Consider the following 21988-nt stretch of genomic DNA (forward strand, 5'->3'; position numbering starts at 1 on the left):
AGTTGACTGTTTGTGTCGGAGGTTCTGACCCGACAAAAACACTTGGCTCCGGCTGAAGCCGGTTTGGGCCTTGAACTAGCATGAGAAACCCCGCCCCGCTTTCGGCAGCGGATGTGGCGCGGAACGCCGGTTCAGCTGGCGGCGTGGGTACAGGATGGGGAAGAAGGCGGATTCCGGCGTTGCGGAGCCGGCGATCAAACGGCGCAGCCGGCGATCTGCGCACGGTCGAAACGCGAATCCCCGGCGCCGGCGCGGGACGGTCCGGCTAGCCGCCGCCTGCGCCGCCCCTGCGCCGATAGGGGGTGTTGCCATAGGTGGCACGGTAGCATTTCGAGAAATGCGCCGTGCTGGAGAACCCGCAGGCCAGCGCGATCTCGATCACGCTCATCTCGGTCTGGGCCAGCAGGTTGTGGGCGCGCTCCAGCCGGATCTCCATGTAATAGCGCTTGGGCGAGCGGCCGAGGTAGCGCGCGAACAGCCGTTCCAGCTGGCGTGGCGACAGCCCGGCCTCGATGGCCAGCACCGCCGGGCTGATCGGATCCTCGATATTGGCCTCCATCCGGGCCACCACCTGCGCCAGCCGCGGATGCCGGGCGCCGATGCGGCTGGGCATCGAGATGCGCTGGTGGTCGTCCTCGGAGCGGATGGCGGTATGGATCATCTGGTCGGCCACGCGCCCGGCCAGTTCGTTGCCGTGGTCGCGGGCGATCTGGCGCAGCATCAGGTCGATGGCCGCGGTGCCGCCGGCGGCGGTCAGCCGGTTGCCGTCCTCGACGAAGACGGTGCGGATCAGGATCACGTCGGGGAATTCCTCGGCGAATCCGTCCTGGTTTTCCCAATGGATGGTGCAGCGCCGGCCGTTCAGCAGCCCGGCCTCGGCCAGGACCCAGGCGCCGGTGCAAAGCGCGCCGATGCGGGTGCCGCGCCGGGCCTCGCGCCGCAGCCAGGCCAGGACCGGCCGGCTGGTGGCCCGGGCCACGTCCACGCCGCCGCAGACCAGGATGGTGTCGCCGCGGGCGGTGTCGGCCAGGCCGCCGTCCAGCATGACGCGGGCGCCGTTCGAGCAGGTCGCGGCCTGTGCGTCCTCGCCGATCAGGCGCCAGACGTAAAGCTCGCGCCCGGCGATACGGTTCGCCAGCCGCAAAGGCTCGATGGCCGCGGCAAAGGAAACCATGGTGAAGCGGTCAAGCAGCAGAAAGACGTAACGTTGGGGACGGTCGTCGGGGGCTGGCTGATCCGGTGGCGTGGCGTGCTGGATGTCCGACATGTCAGGATAGAGGTTGTGGTGTGCCGCGCCGGTTTCAAGAACCGGCGCGGCCCGTGCCGCGTTTAATGCTGGCGCTCTTTCACGCCGCCGGTATGCGGGTCAAGCTCCTCGAAATGGCCATGGACCTCGATGTCGTCCAGAAGCCCTTTCCACAGCGAGATGCAGAGCCCGATCATGACCAGCAGGAAGGGCGCGGCGCCGATGATCGCGGCGGTCTGCAACCCGTCCAGGCCGCCCATGACCAGCAGGACCGAAGCCGAGGCCGCAGCCAGCACCCCCCAGAGCACGACCAGCCGCGGACGCGGGAAGGTGGTGCCGTAAGAGGACAGCATCCCCATCACCACCGAGGCCGCATCGGCCCCCGAGACGAAGAAGATCGCCACCAGGAACATCGCCACCGCCGAGGTCAGCGAGGCCAGCGGATACTGCTCGAGCAGGGCGAAGAGCGAAACCGATTCACCCTTTTCCGCGATGGCGGTGACCAGGCCGCCCGGGCCCATCAGTTCGGAATGCAGCGCGCTGCCGCCCATGATGGTGAACCAGATGAAGGTCACGGCGCTGGGGATCAGCAGCACGCCCACGACGAACTCGCGGATCGTCCGCCCGCGCGAGATGCGCGCGATGAACACGCCGACGAAGGGCGCCCAGGAAATCCACCAGGCCCAGTAGAAGATGGTCCAGCTGGCCAGCCATTTGCTGTCGCTGAAGGCCGAGGTCCGGAAGGACATCGCCACCAGGTCGCTGAAGTAATAGCCCAGCGATTCGATCAGCGTGTCGAGGATGAAGACCGTCGGACCCAGCGCCGCCAGGAACAGCAGCAGCACCACGGCGATGACCATGTTGAGGTTGCTGAGGAACTGGATGCCCTTGCCGACGCCCGAGACCGCCGACAGGATGAAGGCCACCGACAGCACGGCGATGATGGTCAGCGAGATGACCGGGGTTTCCCCGGTATGCCACAGGTAGTTCATGCCGCTGTTGATCTGCTGCGCGCCCAGGCCCAGCGAGGTCGCGGTGCCGAAGAGCGTGGCGATGATCGCCAGCACGTCGATGGTGCGCCCGATGGGACCGTGGATGCGGTCGCCCAGCAGCGGGTGGAAGGCACTGGAGACCAGCGTCGGCAAGTCGCGGCGATAGCTGAAATAGGCCATCGCCAGGCCCGCCATGGCGTAGATCGCCCAAGGGTGCAGCGCCCAGTGGAAATAGGCGTATTGCATGGCGATCAGGGCCGCCTCCTTGGTCTGCGGCTGCGCCAGGCCATGCGGCGGACTGCCGAAATGGCTGACCGGCTCGGCCACGCCCCAGAACATCAGCCCGATGCCCATGCCGACGCTGAACATCATGCAGACCCAGGAGCGGGTCGAGAATTCGGGCTTTTCGTCGTCATGTCCCAGCTTGATGCGGCCGAAGCGGCTGAAGGCCAGAAAGATGGCGAAGACCAGAAAGACGGCCGTCGAGATGACGAAGGCCCAGCCGAACACGCGGATGATCCAGCTCAGGACGGCGCCAGAGACGCTGGACAGGCTGGGTGGGTCGAGGATGCCCCACAACACGAAGCCCCCCGCTATCGCAATGGCGGGCCAGAAGACCCCACCATTTACTCCCCTTTCGGGTGTTTCCTGCATCTGAGATCCTCCCCGGTCTCGTTTCGGAAATAAAAAAGCTTCCGGCGGTCTGGCGTCGGAAGCCGTCTTCATTTGCGCCGATGTCAGCAGGTCTGCAGCGTTTCTTGCCGCAGCCAGCCGGAAGCCACCTGGCGCTTGTGGGCGGTCAAGGCATTGCGCATCAGCATGGCGACCGTCACCGGCCCCACGCCTCCGGGCACGGGCGTGATCCAACCCGCGACCTCGCGCACCTTGTCCGTGTCGACATCCCCCAGGATATGCAGCCTGCCGTCGGCGTCGCTGACCTGGTTGATGCCGATATCGATGACCGCGGCGCCGGGCTTGATCATGTCCGGCCCGATCAGATGCGGCTTGCCCACCGCCACGACGACCACGTCGGCGCGGCGCGAATGCATCGCGACCGAGCGGGTCATGTGGTGGCAGACGGTGACCGTGGCGCCCTCGGCCATCAGCATGAAGGCGGCGGGCTTGCCGACGATCTCGGAGTGGCCGATCATCACCACCTCCAGCCCCTCCAGCTTCAGCCCGGTCTCGCGCACCAGCTCGACGGCGGCGGCGGCGGTGCAGGGGGCCAGGGCGATGTCGTTGTAGACGATGTTGCCGATCGAGGCCGGGTTCATGCCCTCGACGTCCTTCAGCGGATGGATCGCCGATTGCAGCGAGCGGACGTGGATATGCGCCGGCACCGGCCGTTGCAGGATGATGCCCAGCACGTCGCTGTCGTCGTTGAACTCGGCGATGCGGCGCTTGCATTCCTCTTGCGTGATGTCGGCGGGCCAGACCTGCTGCTCGAAGGGCAGCCCCGCGCGTTCCGCGCCGCGCGCCTGGTTGCGCACATAGACCTCGATCTCGGGCGAGGGACCGATCGAAACCGACACCAGCCGGCCCACCGGCCAGCTCTCGCGGGCGCGGTCGAATTCGTCGCGCACCTCGTTCAGGATGCGGGCCTGAACGGCCCGGCCGTCGATGAGGCGGTGGTCGGCGTAAGTCGTCATGGTGCGGTCTCTTCCTGATTTTGGCATTGGGTTAATCGCTGTATCCAGCGCTTAGCTCAGGCGAGTGCCTTCCCGCCAGAAGATGTGTCATTCGCCGTCCGGCAAAGAGCACTCCACCGACATGTTGAAGAACAAAAGCGTCCTTGTTCACGATCGCGACACCGATACCGCCGCGCGGGACCGGGACTCGGGCCGTTCAGGGACTGGCGAGCGCCTCGACGGGGCTCAGCCTGGCGGCGCGAATGGCGGGAACCAGGCCGAATGCGGCGCCCATGGCGGTGGCGCCGGCCAGCGCGCCCAGGGCCACCGTGACCGAAAACACCACCGGCATGCCGAAGCCCGAGGCCGCGACCGCGCCGACGCCCGCGGCCAGCCCCAGCCCGGCCAGGCCGCCGAGCGCCGACAGCACCACCGCCTCGGTCAGGAACTGCACCAGGATGTCGCGCATCGAGGCGCCGGTGGCGGCGCGGATGCCGATCTCGCGCGTGCGTTCGCGCACGGTGATGAACATGATGTTCATCACCCCGATGCCGCCCACGAAGATCGAGATCGCGGCGATGGCGCCCAGAAGCAGGTTCTGCGAGGCGCGTTCGGCCTCGGCGGCGGCAAAGGCGCCGGCGGCGTCGGTCAGCCAGAAATCCTCGGCGCCGTGGCGCTGGATCATCACCTCGCGCAGCAGCGCGTTGCTGTCGTCGAGCCGCGCCATGTCCCGCAGGGCGACGACGATCACCGAAAGCTCGCCCGGGCCGTAGACCCGGCTTTCCAGGCTGGCCAGCGGCATCACCACCACCTTGTCGCGGTCGTTGCCGCTCTCGGTCAGGCCTTTGGGCTCCAGCACGCCGCCGACCAGAAAGGGCGACATGTTGACCATGACGAACTCGCCCGTGGGATCGCGCCCATCGGGAAACAGCGTCCGCGCCACCGTCGCGCCCAGCAGCAGCACCGGGCTGCCGCCGCGTTCGTCCGCGTCGGAAAAGAAACTGCCGCGCGCCACGTCCCAGCCATGCACCGCGCGAAAGTCGCGGTCGGTGCCGATGACGTCGGTTTCGACCGACAGCCCGCCCGCCTGCACCGCCGCCTGCTCCCATCGGCCGGGCATCGCACCGGCGACATTGGGCAGGTCCTTCAGCGCCATGGCATCCGCGAGCGTCAGCGGCCGGCGCGTCATGCGCGTGCCCTGGTCCGAACTGACCACGACCCAGTTGGTGCCGATGGCCGAGGCGCGGCGCATGAACTCCTCCTGCGCGCCGCGGCCGATGGCCAGCATGGCGACGACCGAGGCGACGCCGATGACGATGCCCGACAGCGTCAGCGCCGTGCGCACCGGGCTGGCCGCAATGGCCGCGAAGGCCGAGCGCACCGCCTCGCGCAGGGTGGGCAGCAGCGCCGGGCGGCGATGGCCCGCCGGCGGCAGTGCCGGCGCCGGCTCGGCCGGCGGGGCGAAGCCGCTGTCGGCGGCGACCTGCCCCTCGGCGATGCGGATCACCCGCCCGGCGCGGGCGGCGATGTCGGCATCGTGGGTGATCAGGATCACGGTATGACCCCGCGCCGCCAGGTCCGACAGCAGCCGCATCACCTGCCGGCCGCTTTCGGCGTCCAGCGCCCCGGTCGGCTCGTCCGCCAGGATCACAGAGCCGCCGTTCATCAGCGCCCGCGCGATGGAGACCCGCTGCTGCTGGCCGCCCGACATCTGCGCCGGATGCGCCTCCATGCGGTGCCCGAGGCCGAGGCCGTCGAGCAGCGCCGCCGCCCGCGTCCGCCGCGCCGCCCGCGCGGCGCCGGCATGGCTGGCGGGCAGCGCGACATTCTCCAGCGCCGTCAGCGTCGGGATCAGGTTGTAATGCTGGAAGACGAAGCCGAACAGCCGGTTGCGCAGCCCGGCCTGGGCATCGCGCGACAGTCGCGCCACGTCCTGCCCGGCCAGGTGATAGCTGCCCGCCGTCGGCCGGTCCAACAGGCCGAGGATGTTCATCAGCGTCGATTTGCCCGACCCCGAGGTGCCGACGATGGCCACGAACTCGCCCGCGCGGATGTCGAGGTCGATGCCGCGCAGCACATGGGCCCGCGCCGCGCCTTCGCCGAAGACCCGGTGCAACCCGCGAATGCGGATCAGCGGGGCATCCTCGGTCGGGGCGGTCACGGCGCGATCCTCAGCAGCGGCTCGCCCTCGGGTGCGCGCGTGCCGGTCACCACCGGCTCGCCCTCGGCCAGTCCCGAGAGGATCGCGACATGAGAGCGGGTGCGCAGCCCGATCTGGGGCCGGCGGGTCTCGACCGCGCCGCCCGGGCCCAGCACCCGCACCGCGCCGTCCTCGTCCAGGGCGGCGGCGGGAACGGCCAGCACGCCCTCGGCGCTTTCGGTGACGAAGAACACCTGCGCCGTCATGCCCGACAGCAATTCGCCGCCCGCGTTGGCGACGTCGAACAGCGCGACATAGGTGACGACGGCATTGGCCGCCTCGTCCTTCTTCACCGGCGGCGCCGGCAGCACCTGGCGCAACGCGGCGCGATACTTGCGGTCGGGAAAGCCCAGCGTGGTGAACCAGACCGGCATGCCGGTCCGCAGATGCACCACGTCGGCCTCGGAGACGTCGCTGCGCACGGTCATGGTGGCGAGGTCGGCGATGCGCAGGATCACCGGCGTGTCGTAATTGGCGTTCAGCGTCTGGCCCTCGCGCGCCTCGACCGCGACCACGGTTCCGGCCATGGGCGAGGTGATGCGCGAGCGCGCCAGCGTCGCCTCCTCGGCCCGCAGCTCGGCACGGCTGCGGCGGATGGTGGCGTCCAGCGCCTCGATCCGGGCTCGCAGCACGTCGCGGTCGCGCTCGGCCTCTTCCAGCGTGACGCGGCTGCTGCTGCGCCCGGCCAGCGAGGAATGCCGGCCGGCCTGGCGTTCGGCAAAGCCCAGCTGCGTCTGCAATTCGCGGCGCTCGGCGGCCAACCGCGCCAGCTCCGCCTGCAACCCCTCGACCTGCGCCGCCTGCACCTCGGCGTCGATCTCGGCCAACAGCTGCCCGGCCTCGACGCGGTCGCCCGCGGCGACATGCAGCCGGCGCAGCTGCCCCGAGACCTGCGCACCGACATCGACCGATGCCGCCGGCTCGATCCGGCCCGAGGCGGTCACCGCGTTTTCCAGATCGCGGCGTACGACCGGTGCGGTGTCATAGACGACCGCCGGCGGCGCCGACCGTGCCCACCAGCCGGCCCCGCCCGCGACGGCGACCAAGAGCAACCCGGCCAGCAGCAGCCGGCGACCGCGACGGCGGGGCGGAGGCTCGGGCAGGGCCAAGGGCGGGGGCAGTCCGGCGCCCGGCTGCGCATGGGCGTTCATGGCGCGGCCCGGTGCGCAGGCGGCGCGGCAAGGCCGCGAGGGACGTGGAGATGCAAGCCTGAAATCCTTCTCGAAGAGCGATGCCGCGATCTGGCTCTGCGAGGGGTCCGAGGCCGCCGGCCTGCCCCAAGGGCGGCTGCGACCGACGCTTCGGGGCCGGACGGCCTCTGCATGGCATGACGATTGTTTAGGGCCGCGAAAAGACAAGCGCAACCGGGGCCATGCGCGGCCGAAGCCGCCCGGCATGGCCCGGGCGCTCCGAGGTCAGAACTGGCCGCGCAGGGTCAGGGTGGCGTTTCTGGGCGCGCCATACCAGTTGCCGGCGGCGGGGGTGCCCAGCGTGGCGTAATAGGTCTTGTCAAAGACGTTGTTCACGTTCAGCGCCAGGTTCCAGCAGTCGTCGATCCGGTAGTTCACATGCGCATCCCAGACCGCATGGCCGCCCTGCCTGATCTCGAAGGACGGCTGCGTCCAGCCGGCATCGGTCCAGACCCAGTAAGTGCCGCTGTTGGCCTGGTTGCTCTTCACCGTCACGCCGCCGCCCAGGGTCCATTTGGAATAGGCGCCCGGCAGGTTGTAATCGGTCCACAGCTTGAAGATATGCTTGGGCGTCAGCGCGCTGTAGACCACGTTTTCCTTTTCGTTCTTGTTGTGATTGTAAGTATAGCCGGCAAACACCTGCCAGCCCGGAGCCACCTCTCCCGAGATCTCCAGATCCAGGCCCTGGCTGACGATCTCGCCCAGCGGCAGGTAATAGGTGGTGTCCTCATTTTCATAGCGCGGGTCCGCGACGGCCTCTCCCTTGCGCTCGATCCGGTAGAGTGCCGCCGCGACGTTCAGCGACCCGTTGAGCACCGCGCCCTTGGCGCCCAGCTCGAAGTTGCGCCCGGTGATCGGGTCAAGCTGGGTGGGGCTGTCGGGCGGGCCGGCGAAGATGTTGCCCTGCGGCTTGTAGATCTCGGTCACGCTGGCATAGGCGGTCCAGTCCGGCGTCAGGTCATAGGTGACGGCGGCATAGGGCGTGAAGATGCCGTCCTCGCGCCAGCGCCAACTGGTGTCGCGCGCGATCAGGTTGCCATCCTCGTCATATTGCTCGCTGATTTCGGAATGCTTGTAATTGCCGTAGCGGCCGCCGACGATGACATGGGCCTTGTCGCTCACGGCCATGTCCAGCCGGGCATAGATGCCCTGCTGCTTGCCGCCCCAGGCCGGCCAGCCTTGCCGGCGGGTGCCCCGCGTGGGCTCCGGCAGTTCCAGACCCGGGAAATCGTCCAGCCCGATCGAGTCCGGCGGGAAGGCGGTTTCATAGCGCAGGCGGATCTGCTTGCCATAGCTGCGCCGCCAGTCGGTGCCGGCGGTCAGCTTGTATTCCACGCCCCCGGCGTTGAACCGGCCGTTGACGCTGAGGTCGAAGCCGTCGGAATGGTTGCCGTCCTCTTCGGAAAAGACGTTCGGATCGCCAAAGGACCCCGTCGCCGGATCGACCGGCCCGCCCAGGCGAAGCTGCATGTAGTCGAAGTCATACCTCTGCCGCATGGCGCTGAATTTCATCGACCAGTCGTCGTTGAATCGGTGCTCGGCGGTCAGGAAGGTTTCGCGGATGGTGGTGTTGCGATCGGCCCAGTCGACGTTCAGCGCCACGTCGCGCGGCAAGCCAAGTTGGCCGCCGCCGATATAGGTCGGCAGGCCCGACATCCAGTTGATGCCCTGCTGGCGCTGATAACTGACCCCGCCGCTGATCGTGGTGTCGGGCGTCAGGTCGTATTCCAGGATACCGTAAAGAACCTGCTTTTCCTCATCCGCCGGCGCATAGAATTGGTCGCGGTCCTGCCAGACCCCGATCACGCGGCCCCGCAGCCGGCCGTCGAAGCCGATGGGACCGCCGATGTCGGCCTCGATGCGGCGGTTGTTCCAGCTGCCATAGGCCAGCGACAGCGACGAGCGCATCTGGTCCGTCGGCCGCTTGCGCGCCAGGTTGATGGTGCCGCCCGGCTCTCCGGCGGCCGAGAACAGCCCCTCGGCGCCGCGCAGAACCTCGACCCGGTCATAGATCGCCAGATCGAAATCCGGCCGGAAGGTCGAGGTATACGAGTCACCATGTTGTCGATCTGGTAATTGTCGATGACGAACCCGCGCGAGCGGAACTCGGGGTTGCCCATGCCGTCGGTGGTGGCGACGATGCCCGGCGCCTTGGCCATGGCGTCGGACATCATCGTCAGGTTCTGGTCCTTGATGGCCTGGTCGGTGATCACGGTGACCGATTGCGGCACCTCTTTCAGCGACTCGGCGCCGCGGGCGATGCTGGCCGATTCCGCGGCATAGGAACCGCTGCCCTCGGTCGTGGCGCCGCCGCCGCGCAGGGTGACGGTGTCCAGCACCACCGCGCCGTCGCCGGGCTGCGCCGCGGCGCCCTGCACTGCCGGCGGCACCAGCACATAGCTGCCCGGCGCCGCCTGCTGCAGCCGGTAGCCGCTGCCCGCCAGCAGCACGGAAAAGCCCTGCTCGACCGTATAGCTGCCCCGCAGTCCGGCGCTGCGCAGCCCGGCCAGCGCCGAGGGCTGATAGACCAGCTGCACCCCGGAATCGGCGGCATAGCGCGCCAGGACGTCGCTGAGCCGGCCGGGGCCGATGGCATAGTCGCGGGCCTGCGCCAGGACGGGAAGGGCGATCACGGCGCCAAGCGCAGTGCCGAGCATCAGCGCCCGGGTGGCGACAAGGCCGGTCGATAGGGCAAGCGCGCGCGCGGCCGCGGCGGGGGCGCTGGTCAGGTAGGTCATGCTGCTTCATCCTGTCTGGGGTTGCGGGCAGCGTGCTGGATACCGGGTCTGGCTGGCTCCCTTTTCCTGTTCACCGGACGAGACGGGAAAAGTGATCATGCCCCGCGCGAAAAAATTAGCCGCGGGGCGCGACCACCACCCACCAGGGCGTGCGCCGCTGCACGCGCACCGGCAGCGTCCGGGCCAGCAGGTCCAGCCCGGCGTCGGTGTCCGTCAGCGAGATCGCGCCCGAGACCAGGATGCCCGCCGCCTCGGGGTCGCAGCGCAGCACGCCATGGCGATGGCGGGCCAGTTCTGCCACCACATCGCCCAGCCGCATGTCCTGGGCCAGCAGCATCCCCCGTTCCCAGGTCGCGGCGCTGTCGTCGACCGGGGCCGCGTGGCGGATGCCCTCGGCACCGAAATCCGCCTGCTCGCCCGCCGCCAGCCGCTGCGGAGGCGCGTTCAGCGGCCGGATCTCGACCGCATGGCGAAAGACCGAGACCCGGATCTGATCGTCCAGTTGGCGCACGCTGAAGCGGGTGCCCAGGGCGCGGACCTCGCCGACGGCGGTCGCGACCAGCAGCGGGCGCGGCACCGGGGCCGGGTCCGGCCGGGTGGTGACCATGATTTCGCCCGAGAGCAGCCGGATGCGCCGCTCGTCCGGGGTGAAGGCGATGTCGGCGGCGCTGTCGGTGTTCAGCACCAGTTCCGAGCGGTCGGGCAGCGCCAGGGTCCTGCGCTCGCCCACCGCGGTCGCCACGTCGGCGCGCCATTTCCGCCAGGGCTGCTGCCAGGCCGCCGCCCCCGCCGCGGGCGCCAGCGCCAGCCCGGCCAGCAGACCGAGCGCGCGGCGGCGGTCGGCTTGCCGGTCCATGCCGTGCAGCACCTGCCGGCCCAGGCCGCGCGGCAGCCGCCCGAAGGTCTGGAACACCGCCTGGGCGCGCTCCCAGGCCTCGACATGCTGGGGTCCCCGGGCCAGCCAGCGCTCGAAGGCGGCGCGGTCGATCTCGGCCTCGGCGCCATAACGGATCGCCAGCGCCCAGTCGGCGGCCTCTTCGAGCAGATCGGCGGGCGGCTGCGGCATCAGTCCAGCGCCATGCAGGCCAAGAGCGCCTTGCGGATATGCCGCCGCACGGTGATGACCGGCACCTGCGCCCGATCCGAGATCTGCTGCAGCGTCAGCCCGTCCAGCTGCGCCAGCAGGAAGACCTCGCGCGTCAGCGCCGGCAGCCGCGCCAGCATGGCGTCGATCCGGGCCAGCGTCTCGATGACGATCAGCTGCTCCTCGGCCGGCGGGACCTGCGCGGCGGGCAGATGCGCCAGCGTGTCCAGATAGGCGCGCTCGACCCGCTTGCGGCGCCAGTGGTCGATCAGCAAGCCCTTGGCGATATGGGTCAGCAGCGCCCGCGGCCGGTCGCCCGCCAGCATCGGCCGGCGCCGCGAGGCCATCAGCCGCAGGAAGGTGTCCTGCGCCAGGTCGGCCGCATCGCCGCTGTCGTCCAGCTTGCCGCGCAGCCAGCCATGCAGCCAGCCGTGATGATCGGCATAAAGCCCATGAAGCGCGCATTTCGGATTTCCGCCGATCGCCACCCTGCCCCCAAGCACTGCACCCCTGCCGGCATGTTTTCCGGACAGGAATTCCTTACTGGATTGCACGGGTATTTCCACCGCCGCCTTGCCCCCTGGGCAGCGATGCACCGGCATTGTCGATTTCATGTCACAACCGGCCCGGCGCCGGGCGCAACCGGGGCGCGAGCTAGCGGACTTCGGGCCGCCGCCACAGCCGCGACAGGGCCAGTTGCAAGACGGTCAGCCCGCCGCCCAGCGTGGCCAGAAGCAGCAGCACCGGGTCGCGCGCCAGCGGATCGACGAGGCGCGGTCCGATCATCACCGGCTCGGTGCGGAAGTAGTGCAGCGCCAGGTCCACCGGGCGGAAGCGCGAGATCGCCGTCACCGTCATCACCGGCTTTTGCGGGTCGGGGACCGAGATCTGCAGCTGCGCCTCGGCCGCCGCCGTGCCCAGCGGCGACGCAAGCGTGCCGTCGCCCGGCACGGCGCAGGCGCCGCTGCCGCGCGCCAGCAGGCTGGGCCTTTCGCAGAAGAACAGATGCGCGCCCGCCGCCAGCGTGCCTTCGCGCAGCACCTGCCGGCCGGTCCTCAGAACGCTCATCAGCGTCTGGCCGGTGATCTGGTAACGGCCGGCGGTCAGGGGAATGCGGTCGGTCTGGCTGGGGCTGGCGCCGATCACCGCCAGACCGCTGAGGTACAGGCTGCCGAAACCGTCCAAGGCCTCGCCGTCCAGGACGATGCCGCCGCCTTCCAGCCGCGCCGTTTCGGTGCCGGCGTAATCCGCGGGCACCTCTTCGACGCGCAGGGTCAGCCGGCGCGGGCCGGAGAAAATCTCCAGCCTCGTGCCGATGGGCAACGCGCCGTCGAAAGGTTCCTCCGCCAGTTCGTAGCTGCGGGCCGGGCATCCCATCGGCGCACCGCGGCGGGCGAAATCCACCTGCTCGGCCGGCAGCTTGCGGCAGAGCCTGGCATCCTGGAACAGCTTGCCGCTCAGCTCGCTGGTCAGGGTGACGTGCAGGGTGCCGGTCTCGGCCTCGACCAGGATCGCGCGGGCGATGCGCTGTTCATACCACAGGCTGGCAATGACCGCGCCCAGCAGCGACAGCAACAGCGCCAGCGCCACCCGGCGGCTGCGCCGGTTCCGCGAAGAGGCCAAGGCCGCGGCGCGACGGCGCGTCGCCCGCGCGATGCGGGCTTCATTCATCGGGCAGGACGCGCAGCAGGTCGGTCTGGAACACCTCCTCGGTATTGGCGCGGGTGACGAAGAAGCTCAGCGGCAGCGGCTCGGCGCCCGCGGGCAGGCGATCCAGCGGGATCGCGCAATGCGCGGTGTATTTCAGCCCGGTCAGTTCGGCCACGTTCTCGCAGGCGCCGGCATAAAGCTCGCCGCGCCGGCCGACGGCCACCATGGCCGGATTGCCCGCGGTGTTCAGATAGACATGCAGCGTCGGGTCCGCCTGTTCCGGGCCGCGCCACAGGCTGGGCAGCACCGGCTGGTTGCGGCTGCCGCAGCGCCCCGCCCGCACCAGGGCCACGGCCTTGCGCGCGGCCAGATCCGCCGCATGCTTGCCCAGATAGGGAAAGGGTGCGACGGTGGCGCCGTAGCCGGGGCGCACCATATAGGTGTTCTCGGCCTCGTAATTGCCGTCCTTGGACACCAGACGCACGCAGACCGGGCTCCAGTCGGTCGCCGTGGTCCAGTCCGGCGGCCGGCCGGTGGTGATCGCGGGCGCCGCTGCGCCGGGCGCGTCGGTGGTCAGCATCACCCCCATGATGATGTCGCCCGAAACCTTCGAGGTCTCGCCCAGCCGCTCCTGGAAATCGCGTCCGGCCAGGACAATGTCCTTTCCGGTCTCCGCCCCCTGTGCCAGAGTTGCGCAGGGCATCAGGACCGCGGCCAGGAACGGAAGAAGACGCATGACGAACAAGGGGCTGCTTTGCGGAAGGTTCTGAAAAAGCTTAGCAGCGCGGCCCTGGCTTGCCTAGTCTTGGCGTCGGCGGCGGGCGCCCGCGTCGTGGGGGTCGAGGACGGCGCGGGCTCGGGCCTGCTGTTTCACCACCGCGGCAACTGCTTCCTGGTGCTGCCCAGCCATGTCCACGGCCCGCTGCGCCAGGGCGTCCGCGTGGCGGCGCCGGGCGGGGGCGAGATCGGCACCGCGGACGTGGTCTATGTCGCGCCCGGCGGCGCGGACGTCTCGCTGGCCCTGGTGCGCGGCGGCATCGCCCGCGATTGCGGCGACGACTGGTCGCGCCTGCCGCAGCGGCTGACCGGCCGGCTGGAAGTGGGCCAGATGCTGATCGTCGAGCGGGCGCGGCAACAGGCGACCGAAGGCCGCCGGGTCCTGCTGCACGAGATGAACTTTCGCCAGCTGCGGCTGGTCCCGGCCCCCGGCGAGGCGCCGGACCTGTTCGGCGGCACCAGCGGCGCGGTCGTCTTCGACCAGAAACAGCCGGTCGCCATGGTGCTGGAGGCCGAAAGCAGCGATGCGGTCTGGGCGATCCGCATGGACGAGGTGGTGACGCTGCTGTCGCGCTTCATGGGCGAGATGCCGGCGGCCGAGGCCGCGGCACCGCCGCAGCCGGGCGCCGAAGCGCAGGGCAAGGCCTTCCAGGTGCTGTCCTGGTCGGCCCATCCCCTGCCCGGCAGCCAGGACCCGCAGGGCATGGCGGCCGGGGCCGGCGCCTATGTCGCGCCGCTGGCCCCCGGCGAGGTGCTGACGCTGGAGCTGCGGCTGACCGATGCCGACCGGCTGCGGCGGGTGCGCATCCTGTCGGCGCCGGGTCCCGACACGGCCGTCCCGAAGCGGATCGAGATCATCACCGACACTTCGGACAGCGTCGGCCGGCGCCCGAACCGGATGCCGGCCCGCGACATGTCGCCGGACGGCATCTACGACAACCAGGTGGGCGAACGCTACGCCCGGGTGCTGCGCATCCGCATTCTGTCGACCTGGGGCGGCGGCTCGCCGCTGCGCATCGACCGCATCGTGATCGACTGACCCAGCCCCGCCGTCGGCTTCACTCGTTCAGGTCCACCGTGACGTTGGTCAGATGCTGCTGCACGGTCTGCTGCCCCGCCAGCGCGCCCTCGCCGTTCAGGGTGTAGTTGCCCCAGCTGTCGCCGAAGAACAGGCTGACCACCTCGCCCCGGATGCGGGCGAAGCAGCGGGCATTGGCACCCGCGTAGATGGTCCAGCATTCTTCCTTTTCGTCATAACCGGTCAGCTTGCGCAGCACCTCGGCGCTGTTGTCCGCGCCCAGCACCCCGGCGTTGCCCAGAATCTCGCGCGTGTAATAGACGTTCACCTCTTTCTCGACCGGCACGATCTTCATCACCAGCGTCGGATAGGAATCCAGCACCGCGCGCAGGGTCGTCGCCCGGACCGCGGAATCGGTGCTTTGCAGCCCATGCCGCAGCGCCATCCGGCGCTGCTCGGCATCGCCCTTGGTGATCAGCAGCTTCAGCACCGCCAGCGCGCGGTCGGGGTCGGGGTCGTTCAGCCGCTCCTGGAACGCGGCCAGTTCCTTCTGGCGGCCGTCCATCACGCTGTCGGCCTCGTCCAGGGCGACCTGCGCGGCGGCCGGGACAAGGGTCATGGCAAGAAACAGGCAGGCGAGGGCTGTCTTCATCGGAATACGATCCTTGCTGGAAAGGTGGCATTGCTGTTCGGATTGGTGACCAGCCCGACCAGGGTGCCGGATTCGTCCAGGCTGAACTGCGCGTTCAGCCCATAGGTGCGATAGCCGTCGAAGCGGATGTCGACGCCCAGGCCGGCGACCGAGACGGATTTGTCGGGCACGCATTCCCTGCTGTTCGACAGGTTAAGACATTGCCGGTCCGCGAAGGCGGCATAAAGCGGCAGGGTGACGACCTGGCCGCTCCATTCGATCAGCGCCTGCTTGCGGGTTTCGTCCAGGCTGCCCTCGTCGAAAACGATGCTCAGCGCGCTCTTGTGCGACAGCGCCTCCCACAGGGCGCGGGCGCGCAGCCGCGAGTCGGTGGCCGACAGCCCCGCCTCCAGCGCGACCTCGGTCAGGGTCTTGTCCCCGCTGCGCAGCATGGCGTCGAAGGCGGCCAGCGCCCGGTTGGAATCGCTGCCCTGCAGGATGCCGATCAGCTGCTCGTACTGGCCGCTGCTCTTGTCGATCTGGGCCATCAGCGCGACCAGATCGACCCCCTGCGCCCAGCCAGGGGCCGGGCCGAGCGCCAGGGCGAGCGCAAGCGGGCGGAGCGGCAGGAAGGGTTTCATGCTGGCAGTTCCCTGGCGGTTGATCCCGCGCACTATTCCAGCCGGCCGCTCTGCGATCAAGTTCCCGTGTTCGCCGGGCGCCATCCGCAGGGACTCCCGCGGACCGCCGCCGGGCAAGACGAGATCGGAACCCGCTTACGGTCCTTCGGCCTTGCGAGAGAAAAATTTTCCGATTTCGCCCCGGATTGCGCAGAATCCCGCCTGAATTTCCTCTCTCGGCTTTATCACTATATACTCAATCGTGTTTTGGTGTTTTCTTATCGGGGATGAAGGGCGCGGCCGGCTGCCGCGCCGCCCAGGCAAGGAAGGATCGACACATGAGCATCTCGGCCCCCGACAAGATCAGGGTTCTGTGGTTTCTGCCCACGCATGGCGACAGCCGCTATCTCGGCACCGCGGAAGGCGGCCGGGCGGTGAATCTGGCCTATCTGCGACAGGTGGCGCAGGCCGCCGATTCGCTGGGCTATTACGGGGTGCTGCTGCCGACCGGACGCAGTTGCGAGGACAGCTGGGTGACCGCGGCCGCGCTGGCCTCGCAGACCGAGAAGCTGCGCTTCCTGGTCGCCGTGCGGCCGGGGCTGCAATCGCCGACGCTGGCGGCGCGGATGACGGCGACGCTGGACCGGCTGTCGAACGGGCGGCTGATGGTCAACGTCGTCACCGGCGGCGATCCGGTCGAGAACGCCGGCGACGGCATCCACCTGGACCATGCCGCGCGCTACGAGGTGACCGAGGAGTTCCTGGGCGTCTACAAGGCGCTTCTGGCGGGTCAGACCGTGAACCACGCCGGCAAGCACCTGAAGATCGAGGACGGCAAGCTGCTGTTCCCGCCCCTGCAGCCGAACGGCCCGCCGCTGTATTTCGGCGGCTCGTCCTCGGCCGCAGGCGGCGTCGCCGCGCGGCATGTCGACAAATACCTGACCTGGGGCGAGCCTCCGGCGCAGGTGCGCGACAAGATCGAGGGCATCCGCCGGCTGGCCGGGGCCGAGGGCCGCGAGGTCGGCTTCGGCATCCGCCTGCATGTCATCGTCCGCGACACCCAGGCCGAGGCCTGGCAGGCGGCCGAGCGGCTGATCAGCCACCTGGACGACGCCACCATCGCCAAGGCGCAGGAAACCTTCGCCCGGATGGATTCGGTCGGCCAGGCGCGCATGGCCGTGCTGCACGGCGGGCGCCGCGACAGGTTGGAGATCAGCCCGAACCTCTGGGCCGGCGTCGGCCTGGTGCGCGGCGGCGCCGGCACGGCGCTGGTCGGCGACCCGGATACCGTGGCCGATCGCATCGACGAATACCGCCGCATCGGTGTCGATACCTTCATCCTGTCGGGCTATCCGCATCTGGAAGAGGCCTACAGCTTCGGCGAGCGGGTGCTGCCGCTGCTGCCGCTGGACCACGCCCTGCCCCGGCAGGTCGCGGCCGTCAACATGGGCCCCTTCGGCGAGACGGTGGGCAACGACCATCGTCCCGCCGCGTCCGGGCCGCGTCTCGCCGTTGCCGGAGGATAGGGCGATGAACGCGATCCACCATCCCCTGCGCGTGGTGATTCTGGGCGGCGGCTTCACCGGCGCCGCGCTGGCCTGGCAGCTGGCGCGGCTGCGGCTTCCGGCCCGCATCACCGTGGTCGAGCCGCGCGCCGAACTGGGCCGGGGCCTGGCCTATTCCGCGACCGACCCGGCGCACCGGCTGAACGTGCCGGCGCATCGGATGTCGATCGACCCGGAAAACCGCGCCGATTTCGGCGACTGGCTGGCGGCGAACCCGGGCGCCGCGGACCCGCAGGCGGCTGCGGCCAACGGCGATCTTTACGTGCAACGGGCAGTGTTCGGGCGCTATGTCGCCGACCGGCTGGCACCGCATCTGGCCTCGGGCGCGATCCGCCACATCCGGGCGCGGGTCAGCGACATCGCCCGCGGCGCCGACGACGGGCTGCTGTTGATGCTGTCGGACGAAAGCCGCATCCATGCCGATTTGCTGGTGCTGGCGACCGGCCATCCCGCGCCCGCCCTGCCCCGGCCGCTGGCCGGGCTGGCCGGCTCGGCGACCCTGGTCGCCGGTCCCGACGATGCCCAGGCGCTGGCCTCGGTGCCGCAGGACGCGCGGGTGCTGATCCTGGGCGCCGGCCTCGGCGCGGCGGACGTCATCGCCACCCTGGACCGCCAGGGGCACCGGGGCCAGATCGCCTGCCTGTCCCGGCGCGGATTGCGGGCGCGCGGCCAGGGCGACGGCGGCCAGGACAGCGAGGCCGATTTCATCGACCCGCCCCTGCGCGGCGTTTCCGACCTGCTGCGGCGGGTGCGCCATGCCGTCGTCGACGACCAGGCGCGCGGCCAGGGCTGGCAGGCGACCTTCTGGCGGCTTCGCGCCCAGGCGCCGCAGATCTGGGCGGCGCTGGACCAGCCGGCGCGGCGGCGCTTCCTGCGCCACCTGCGGGTGTGGTGGGACGTGCACCGCTATCGCCTGGCGCCCCAGGCCGAGGCGGTGCAGGCGCGGCTGGCCGACCAGGGCCGGCTGCAGTTCCTCGCCGGCCATCTGTTGGCCGCCGACAGGCGCGACGGCGGCCTCGACGTCCGCTGGCGCCCGCGCGGCCGGTCCGAACCGGTGCAGGCGCGCTTCGACCGCGTGATCGTCACCACCGGTCCGGCGCAGGATCGATGCATCGCGGCGAACCCGGCGCTCGGCGCGCTGGCGGGGCTGGGGCTGATCGCGCCCTGCCCGCTGGGTCTGGGCCTTGCCACCACCCAAGGCTGCAAGGCGCTGGACGCGCGGGGCAGCGTCAGCGAGCGCATCCTGATCGCCGGTCCCCTGGCCCGCGGCCACCTGGGCGAACTGACAGGGGCGCCGGAATGTGCCGCGCAGACCCGCGATATCGCGCGCGAGATCGCCCGCCGCGCCATGCCGGCGCCGATCCTGCACCCCGGCAGGACCGGAGGCCCGCTCCATGTCACGCGGCCGGAGGCCCATTCGCGGCCCTGACCTCCTCACGGAACACAAAGGACATCGACCATGACCAGCCTGACCATCACCGGCTTTGCCGGCAGCTTTTCCGCACCCTCGCGCAGCCGCGCCCTGGTCGAGGCCGCGGTCGATCTGGCCGCCGACCGTTTCGGCGCCATCGGCCATGTCTTCGACCTTGCCGATCTGGGTCCCTCGCTGGGCCATGCCCGGCACCTGGGCGACCTCGACCCCGATGCGCTGGTGCATCTGACCGCGCTCATTCGCGCCGATGCGCTGGTGGTCGCCAGCCCGGTGCACAAGGGCAGCTACGCCGGCCTCTTCAAACATGTCTTCGACCTCTTCGATCCCGACATGCTGGCCGGCAAGCCGGTGCTTCTGGCCGCGACCGGCGGCGGCGACCGCCACGCGCTGGTGATCGAGCATCAGCTGCGCCCGCTCTTCGCCTTCTTCGAGGCGCAGGCGCTGGCCACCGGCGTCTATGTCGCCGACCGCGAATTCGTCGGCGGCACGCTGGCGGACGACGCCACCCATGCCCGGCTGGAACGAGCGGTGGGCCAGTTCGCGCCCTTTCTTTCCCCCCATGCCACCCCGCAGCCGGCCGCCAGGCGCCCGTCGCTGCTGCAAGCCTTCTGAGAGGTTCTCCATGACCATCGCATTCTCGCGCCGCGCCGCCCTGGGTCTGGGCCTGGCCGCGCTGGCCACGCCCTCCATCCTGCGCGCCGCCCCGGCCCGGACGCTGCGCGTCGGCTGGCAAAAGGGCGGGCTCCTCGGCCTGGTCAAGGGCGCAGGCGCCTTCGAGGAGGCCCTGGCCGACCAGGGCATCAGCATCAGCTGGTCCGAATTCACCTCGGGCCCGCCGCTGCTCGAGGCGCTGTCGGCCAATGCGCTCGACTTTGGCTATACCGGAAACGTGCCGCCGATCTTCGCCCATGCCGCCCGGGGCAACCTGGTCTTCGTCGGCGCAAGCCAGGGCTCGCGCGAAGGTCATGCCATCCTGGTGCCGAAGGATTCGCCGCTGCAGAGCGTGGCCGACCTCAAGGGCCAGACCATCGCCTTCAAGCGCGGCAGCTCGGCACATTACGCAACGATCAAGCTGCTGGCCACCGCCGGGCTGACGCTGGACGACATCACCCCGCAGGATCTGGCGCCACCCGACGCCATCGCCGCCTTCGATGCCGGCGCCGTCGGGGCCTGGACGATCTGGGACCCCTATTTCGCCGCCGCCCAGGAACGGCCGAACACCCGCGTGCTGATCACCACCGAGCGGCTGGAACCGGAATTCAGCTTCTATTCCGCGAACGGCGACTACGCCAAGGACAACCCCGAACTGGTCGCCCGGCTGGTCGAGACGGTGCAGGCGACGGGACGCAAGGGCCAGGCCGACCTGCCCGCCACCATCCGCATCCTGGCCAAGGCAACCGGACTGCCGGCCTCGGTCATGGAGCGCTTCCTGACCCGCAAGGGCAGCGACCTGGGTCTGGTCGGCTTCGTCGAGCCCAGGCACGTCGCCTATGAGCAGGACGTTGCAGACCAGTTCTTCGCGCTCGGCATCATCCCGCGCCGGCTCGACATCGCATCGGTGGTCTGGACCCCGCAAACCGCCAGCTGAAGGAGAAACGCATGAGCCTTGTCGAAACCCTGAAAGGCCAGCGCCGCACCAGCTGGCGCCCGGCCCTGCCGTCGCCCCGCGGCCTGCTGCCCTATGCCGTGCCCGCCGCGCTGCTGTTGCTGTGGGAGGTTGCCGGCGCCAGCGGGCTGATGCGGGACACGGTGATGCCGCGGCCCTCGGCCATCCTGGCGACGGCGCTGCGGATGCTCTCCTCGGGCGAGCTCTTCGCCCATCTGGGCGTCTCGGCGGCGCGGGCGCTGGCCGGGCTGGCCATCGGCGGCGGCATCGGCTTCCTGCTGGGCGTCGCCAACGGCGTCTCGCGCCTCAGCGAGACGCTGACCGACTCGAGCCTGCAGATGATCCGCAACATCCCGCATCTGGCGCTGATCCCGCTGGTGATCCTGTGGTTCGGCATCGGCGAGGGCGCCAAGCTGTTCCTGGTCGCGCTCGGCGTGTTCTTTCCGATCTACCTGAACACGCTGCACGGCATCCGCAACGTCGATCCGCAACTGATCGAGATGGGCCGCGCCTATGGCATGAACGGCCGCACCCTGTTCCGCCGCGTGGTGCTGCCCGGCGCGCTGCCCTCGATCTTCGTCGGGCTGCGCTATGGCCTGGGCATCATGTGGCTGACGCTGATCGTCGCCGAAACGCTCTCGGCCTCGTCCGGGCTGGGCTACATGGCGATGCAGGCGCGCGAATTCATGGTGTTGGACGTCGTGGTGCTGGCGATCCTGCTTTACGCCGCGCTCGGCAAGCTGGCCGACGCCCTGACCCGCGCGCTGGAACGCCGCGCCCTGAAATGGAGCCCCGCCTATGCCGGTCGCTGACCTTCTGCCCCGGGACATCCCGGTTCCGCCCCGGCGGCGCGCCGGCGCCGGCGGCGCCGCGGTCGAGGCCCGCGCCCTGGGCCGCAGCTTCGCCGGCAACCGGGTGCTGGCCAATCTGGACCTCGCCGTGCGGCCGGGCGAGTTCCTGTCCATCGTCGGCAAGAGCGGCTGCGGCAAGTCCACGCTGCTGCGAATGATCGCCGGGCTGGACCGGCCCAGTTCGGGCCGCGTCACCGTGGACGGCATCGCGGCCCATGCGGCGGGAGGCCGGCTGCGCATCATGTTCCAGGAGCCGCGCCTGCTGCCCTGGGCCTCGGTGGCCCGGAATGTCGCCGTGGGCCTGCGCAGCGGCCCGGATCCCAAGGCGGTGGCCGAGGCCCTGGGCTCGGTGCAGCTGGCGGACAAGGCGGACGCCTGGCCGGCGCAGCTGTCGGGCGGCCAGCGCCAGCGCGCCGCGCTGGCCCGGGCACTGGTCAGCCATCCGGCGCTGCTGCTGCTGGACGAGCCGCTGGGGGCGCTGGACGCGCTGACCCGGCTGACCATGCAGCGGCTGATCCGCGACATGCACGACCGCGCCGGCTTCACCGCGATCCTGGTCACCCATGACGTGGCCGAAGCGGTGGCGCTGTCGGACCGCATCATCGTGCTGGGCCAAGGCGGCATCCTGCAAGAGACCTCGATCCCCCGCGCGGGACCCGCCGGGCGCAGCAGCGCCGAACTGGCGGCGATCGAGGCCGGCATCCTCGACGCGATCTTCGCCGCCTGAGGCGGTGCTGCCGTCCGTCCTGTCCAGGTCGGC

General features: G+C 70.1%; 19 protein-coding genes and 1 pseudogene. 7 read left to right on the plus strand and 13 right to left on the minus strand.

The annotated features are described in order from the left end of the window. Positions 1–265: 265 nt before the first annotated feature. From JCM7685_RS18490 to JCM7685_RS18535, 11 genes and pseudogenes are all read right to left on the minus strand, one after another. A complete protein-coding gene (locus JCM7685_RS18490; protein ID WP_074967158.1) occupies positions 266–1267 on the minus strand; it encodes a GlxA family transcriptional regulator in 1002 nt (333 codons plus the stop codon). Positions 1268–1329: 62 nt separating this feature from the next. Continuing rightward, on the minus strand, positions 1330–2892 hold the full coding sequence (locus JCM7685_RS18495; protein ID WP_074967159.1) for a BCCT family transporter: 1563 nt from the start codon (positions 2890–2892) through the stop codon (positions 1330–1332). Positions 2893–2975: 83 nt separating this feature from the next. Further along, a complete protein-coding gene (locus tag JCM7685_RS18500; protein WP_074967161.1) occupies positions 2976–3887 on the minus strand; it encodes a bifunctional 5,10-methylenetetrahydrofolate dehydrogenase/5,10-methenyltetrahydrofolate cyclohydrolase in 912 nt (303 codons plus the stop codon). 196 nt (positions 3888–4083) lie between these two features. Continuing rightward, complete coding sequence (locus JCM7685_RS18505) at positions 4084–6027, minus strand: ABC transporter permease (protein WP_074967163.1); 1944 nt, start codon at positions 6025–6027, stop codon at positions 4084–4086. Next, positions 6024–7217 carry an efflux RND transporter periplasmic adaptor subunit gene (locus JCM7685_RS18510; RefSeq protein WP_074967164.1) on the minus strand — a complete coding sequence of 398 codons (1194 nt, stop codon included), beginning with the start codon at positions 7215–7217 and terminating at the stop codon, positions 6024–6026. The genes JCM7685_RS18505 and JCM7685_RS18510 overlap by 4 nt, the downstream gene beginning before the upstream one ends. Before the next feature lie 264 nt (positions 7218–7481). Further along, the gene (locus tag JCM7685_RS18515) at positions 7482–9479 is read right to left on the minus strand and encodes a TonB-dependent siderophore receptor (RefSeq protein WP_231964753.1); all 1998 of its coding nucleotides are present in this window, start codon (positions 9477–9479) and stop codon (positions 7482–7484) included. Next, positions 9374–9994: pseudogene (locus JCM7685_RS20460) on the minus strand (secretin and TonB N-terminal domain-containing protein); the annotation flags it as partial. The pseudogene JCM7685_RS20460 and the gene JCM7685_RS18515, both read right to left, overlap by 106 nt. 115 nt (positions 9995–10109) lie before the next feature. After that, positions 10110–11060: a FecR domain-containing protein gene (locus JCM7685_RS18520; RefSeq protein WP_170848915.1), complete on the minus strand. Its 951-nt coding sequence runs from the start codon at positions 11058–11060 to the stop codon at positions 10110–10112. Further along, the gene (locus JCM7685_RS18525; RefSeq protein WP_074967166.1) at positions 11060–11566 is read right to left on the minus strand and encodes a sigma-70 family RNA polymerase sigma factor; all 507 of its coding nucleotides are present in this window, start codon (positions 11564–11566) and stop codon (positions 11060–11062) included. Before JCM7685_RS18525 ends, JCM7685_RS18520 begins: the two co-directional genes overlap by 1 nt. Before the next feature lie 166 nt (positions 11567–11732). Further along, positions 11733–12749, minus strand: coding sequence for a hypothetical protein (locus JCM7685_RS18530; protein WP_074967168.1), 1017 nt, complete (start codon positions 12747–12749; stop codon positions 11733–11735). Continuing rightward, on the minus strand, positions 12742–13464 hold the full coding sequence (locus tag JCM7685_RS18535; protein WP_100526154.1) for a hypothetical protein: 723 nt from the start codon (positions 13462–13464) through the stop codon (positions 12742–12744). The genes JCM7685_RS18530 and JCM7685_RS18535 overlap by 8 nt, the downstream gene beginning before the upstream one ends. Positions 13465–13533: 69 nt before the next feature. Between JCM7685_RS18535 and JCM7685_RS18540 the strand changes: the two genes are divergently transcribed. Further along, a complete protein-coding gene (locus JCM7685_RS18540; protein WP_074967172.1) occupies positions 13534–14544 on the plus strand; it encodes a hypothetical protein in 1011 nt (336 codons plus the stop codon). 19 nt (positions 14545–14563) lie between these two features. On the opposite strand, the gene JCM7685_RS18545 is transcribed toward JCM7685_RS18540, so the two are convergent. Continuing rightward, positions 14564–15175: a hypothetical protein gene (locus tag JCM7685_RS18545; protein ID WP_074967174.1), complete on the minus strand. Its 612-nt coding sequence runs from the start codon at positions 15173–15175 to the stop codon at positions 14564–14566. Beyond that, positions 15172–15795: a hypothetical protein gene (locus JCM7685_RS18550; protein ID WP_074967176.1), complete on the minus strand. Its 624-nt coding sequence runs from the start codon at positions 15793–15795 to the stop codon at positions 15172–15174. Before JCM7685_RS18550 ends, JCM7685_RS18545 begins: the two co-directional genes overlap by 4 nt. Positions 15796–16112: 317 nt before the next feature. On the opposite strand from JCM7685_RS18550, the gene ssuD reads away from it, so the two are divergent. The 6 genes from ssuD to JCM7685_RS18580 are packed head-to-tail and all read left to right on the plus strand — an operon-like array spanning position 16113 to position 21955. Continuing rightward, entirely contained in the window at positions 16113–17300 is a 1188-nt protein-coding gene (gene ssuD, locus JCM7685_RS18555; RefSeq protein WP_074967179.1) for an FMNH2-dependent alkanesulfonate monooxygenase, read from the plus strand. Between the two features lie 4 nt (positions 17301–17304). Then, positions 17305–18768, plus strand: coding sequence for an FAD/NAD(P)-binding protein (locus JCM7685_RS18560; RefSeq protein ID WP_074967181.1), 1464 nt, complete (start codon positions 17305–17307; stop codon positions 18766–18768). A 30-nt stretch (positions 18769–18798) separates the two neighbouring features. After that, positions 18799–19383, plus strand: coding sequence for an NAD(P)H-dependent oxidoreductase (locus JCM7685_RS18565; RefSeq protein WP_074967183.1), 585 nt, complete (start codon positions 18799–18801; stop codon positions 19381–19383). Between the two features lie 10 nt (positions 19384–19393). Further along, a complete protein-coding gene (locus JCM7685_RS18570; RefSeq protein WP_074967185.1) occupies positions 19394–20359 on the plus strand; it encodes an aliphatic sulfonate ABC transporter substrate-binding protein in 966 nt (321 codons plus the stop codon). Between the two features lie 11 nt (positions 20360–20370). After that, entirely contained in the window at positions 20371–21189 is an 819-nt protein-coding gene (locus JCM7685_RS18575; RefSeq protein WP_074967187.1) for an ABC transporter permease subunit, read from the plus strand. Beyond that, positions 21176–21955, plus strand: a complete 780-nt coding sequence (locus tag JCM7685_RS18580) for an ABC transporter ATP-binding protein (RefSeq protein WP_074967189.1) — start codon at positions 21176–21178, stop codon at positions 21953–21955. The genes JCM7685_RS18575 and JCM7685_RS18580 overlap by 14 nt, the downstream gene beginning before the upstream one ends. Positions 21956–21988: the final 33 nt, after the last annotated feature.

Source organism: Paracoccus aminovorans (genome assembly GCF_900005615.1).
Classification (GTDB): domain Bacteria; phylum Pseudomonadota; class Alphaproteobacteria; order Rhodobacterales; family Rhodobacteraceae; genus Paracoccus; species Paracoccus aminovorans.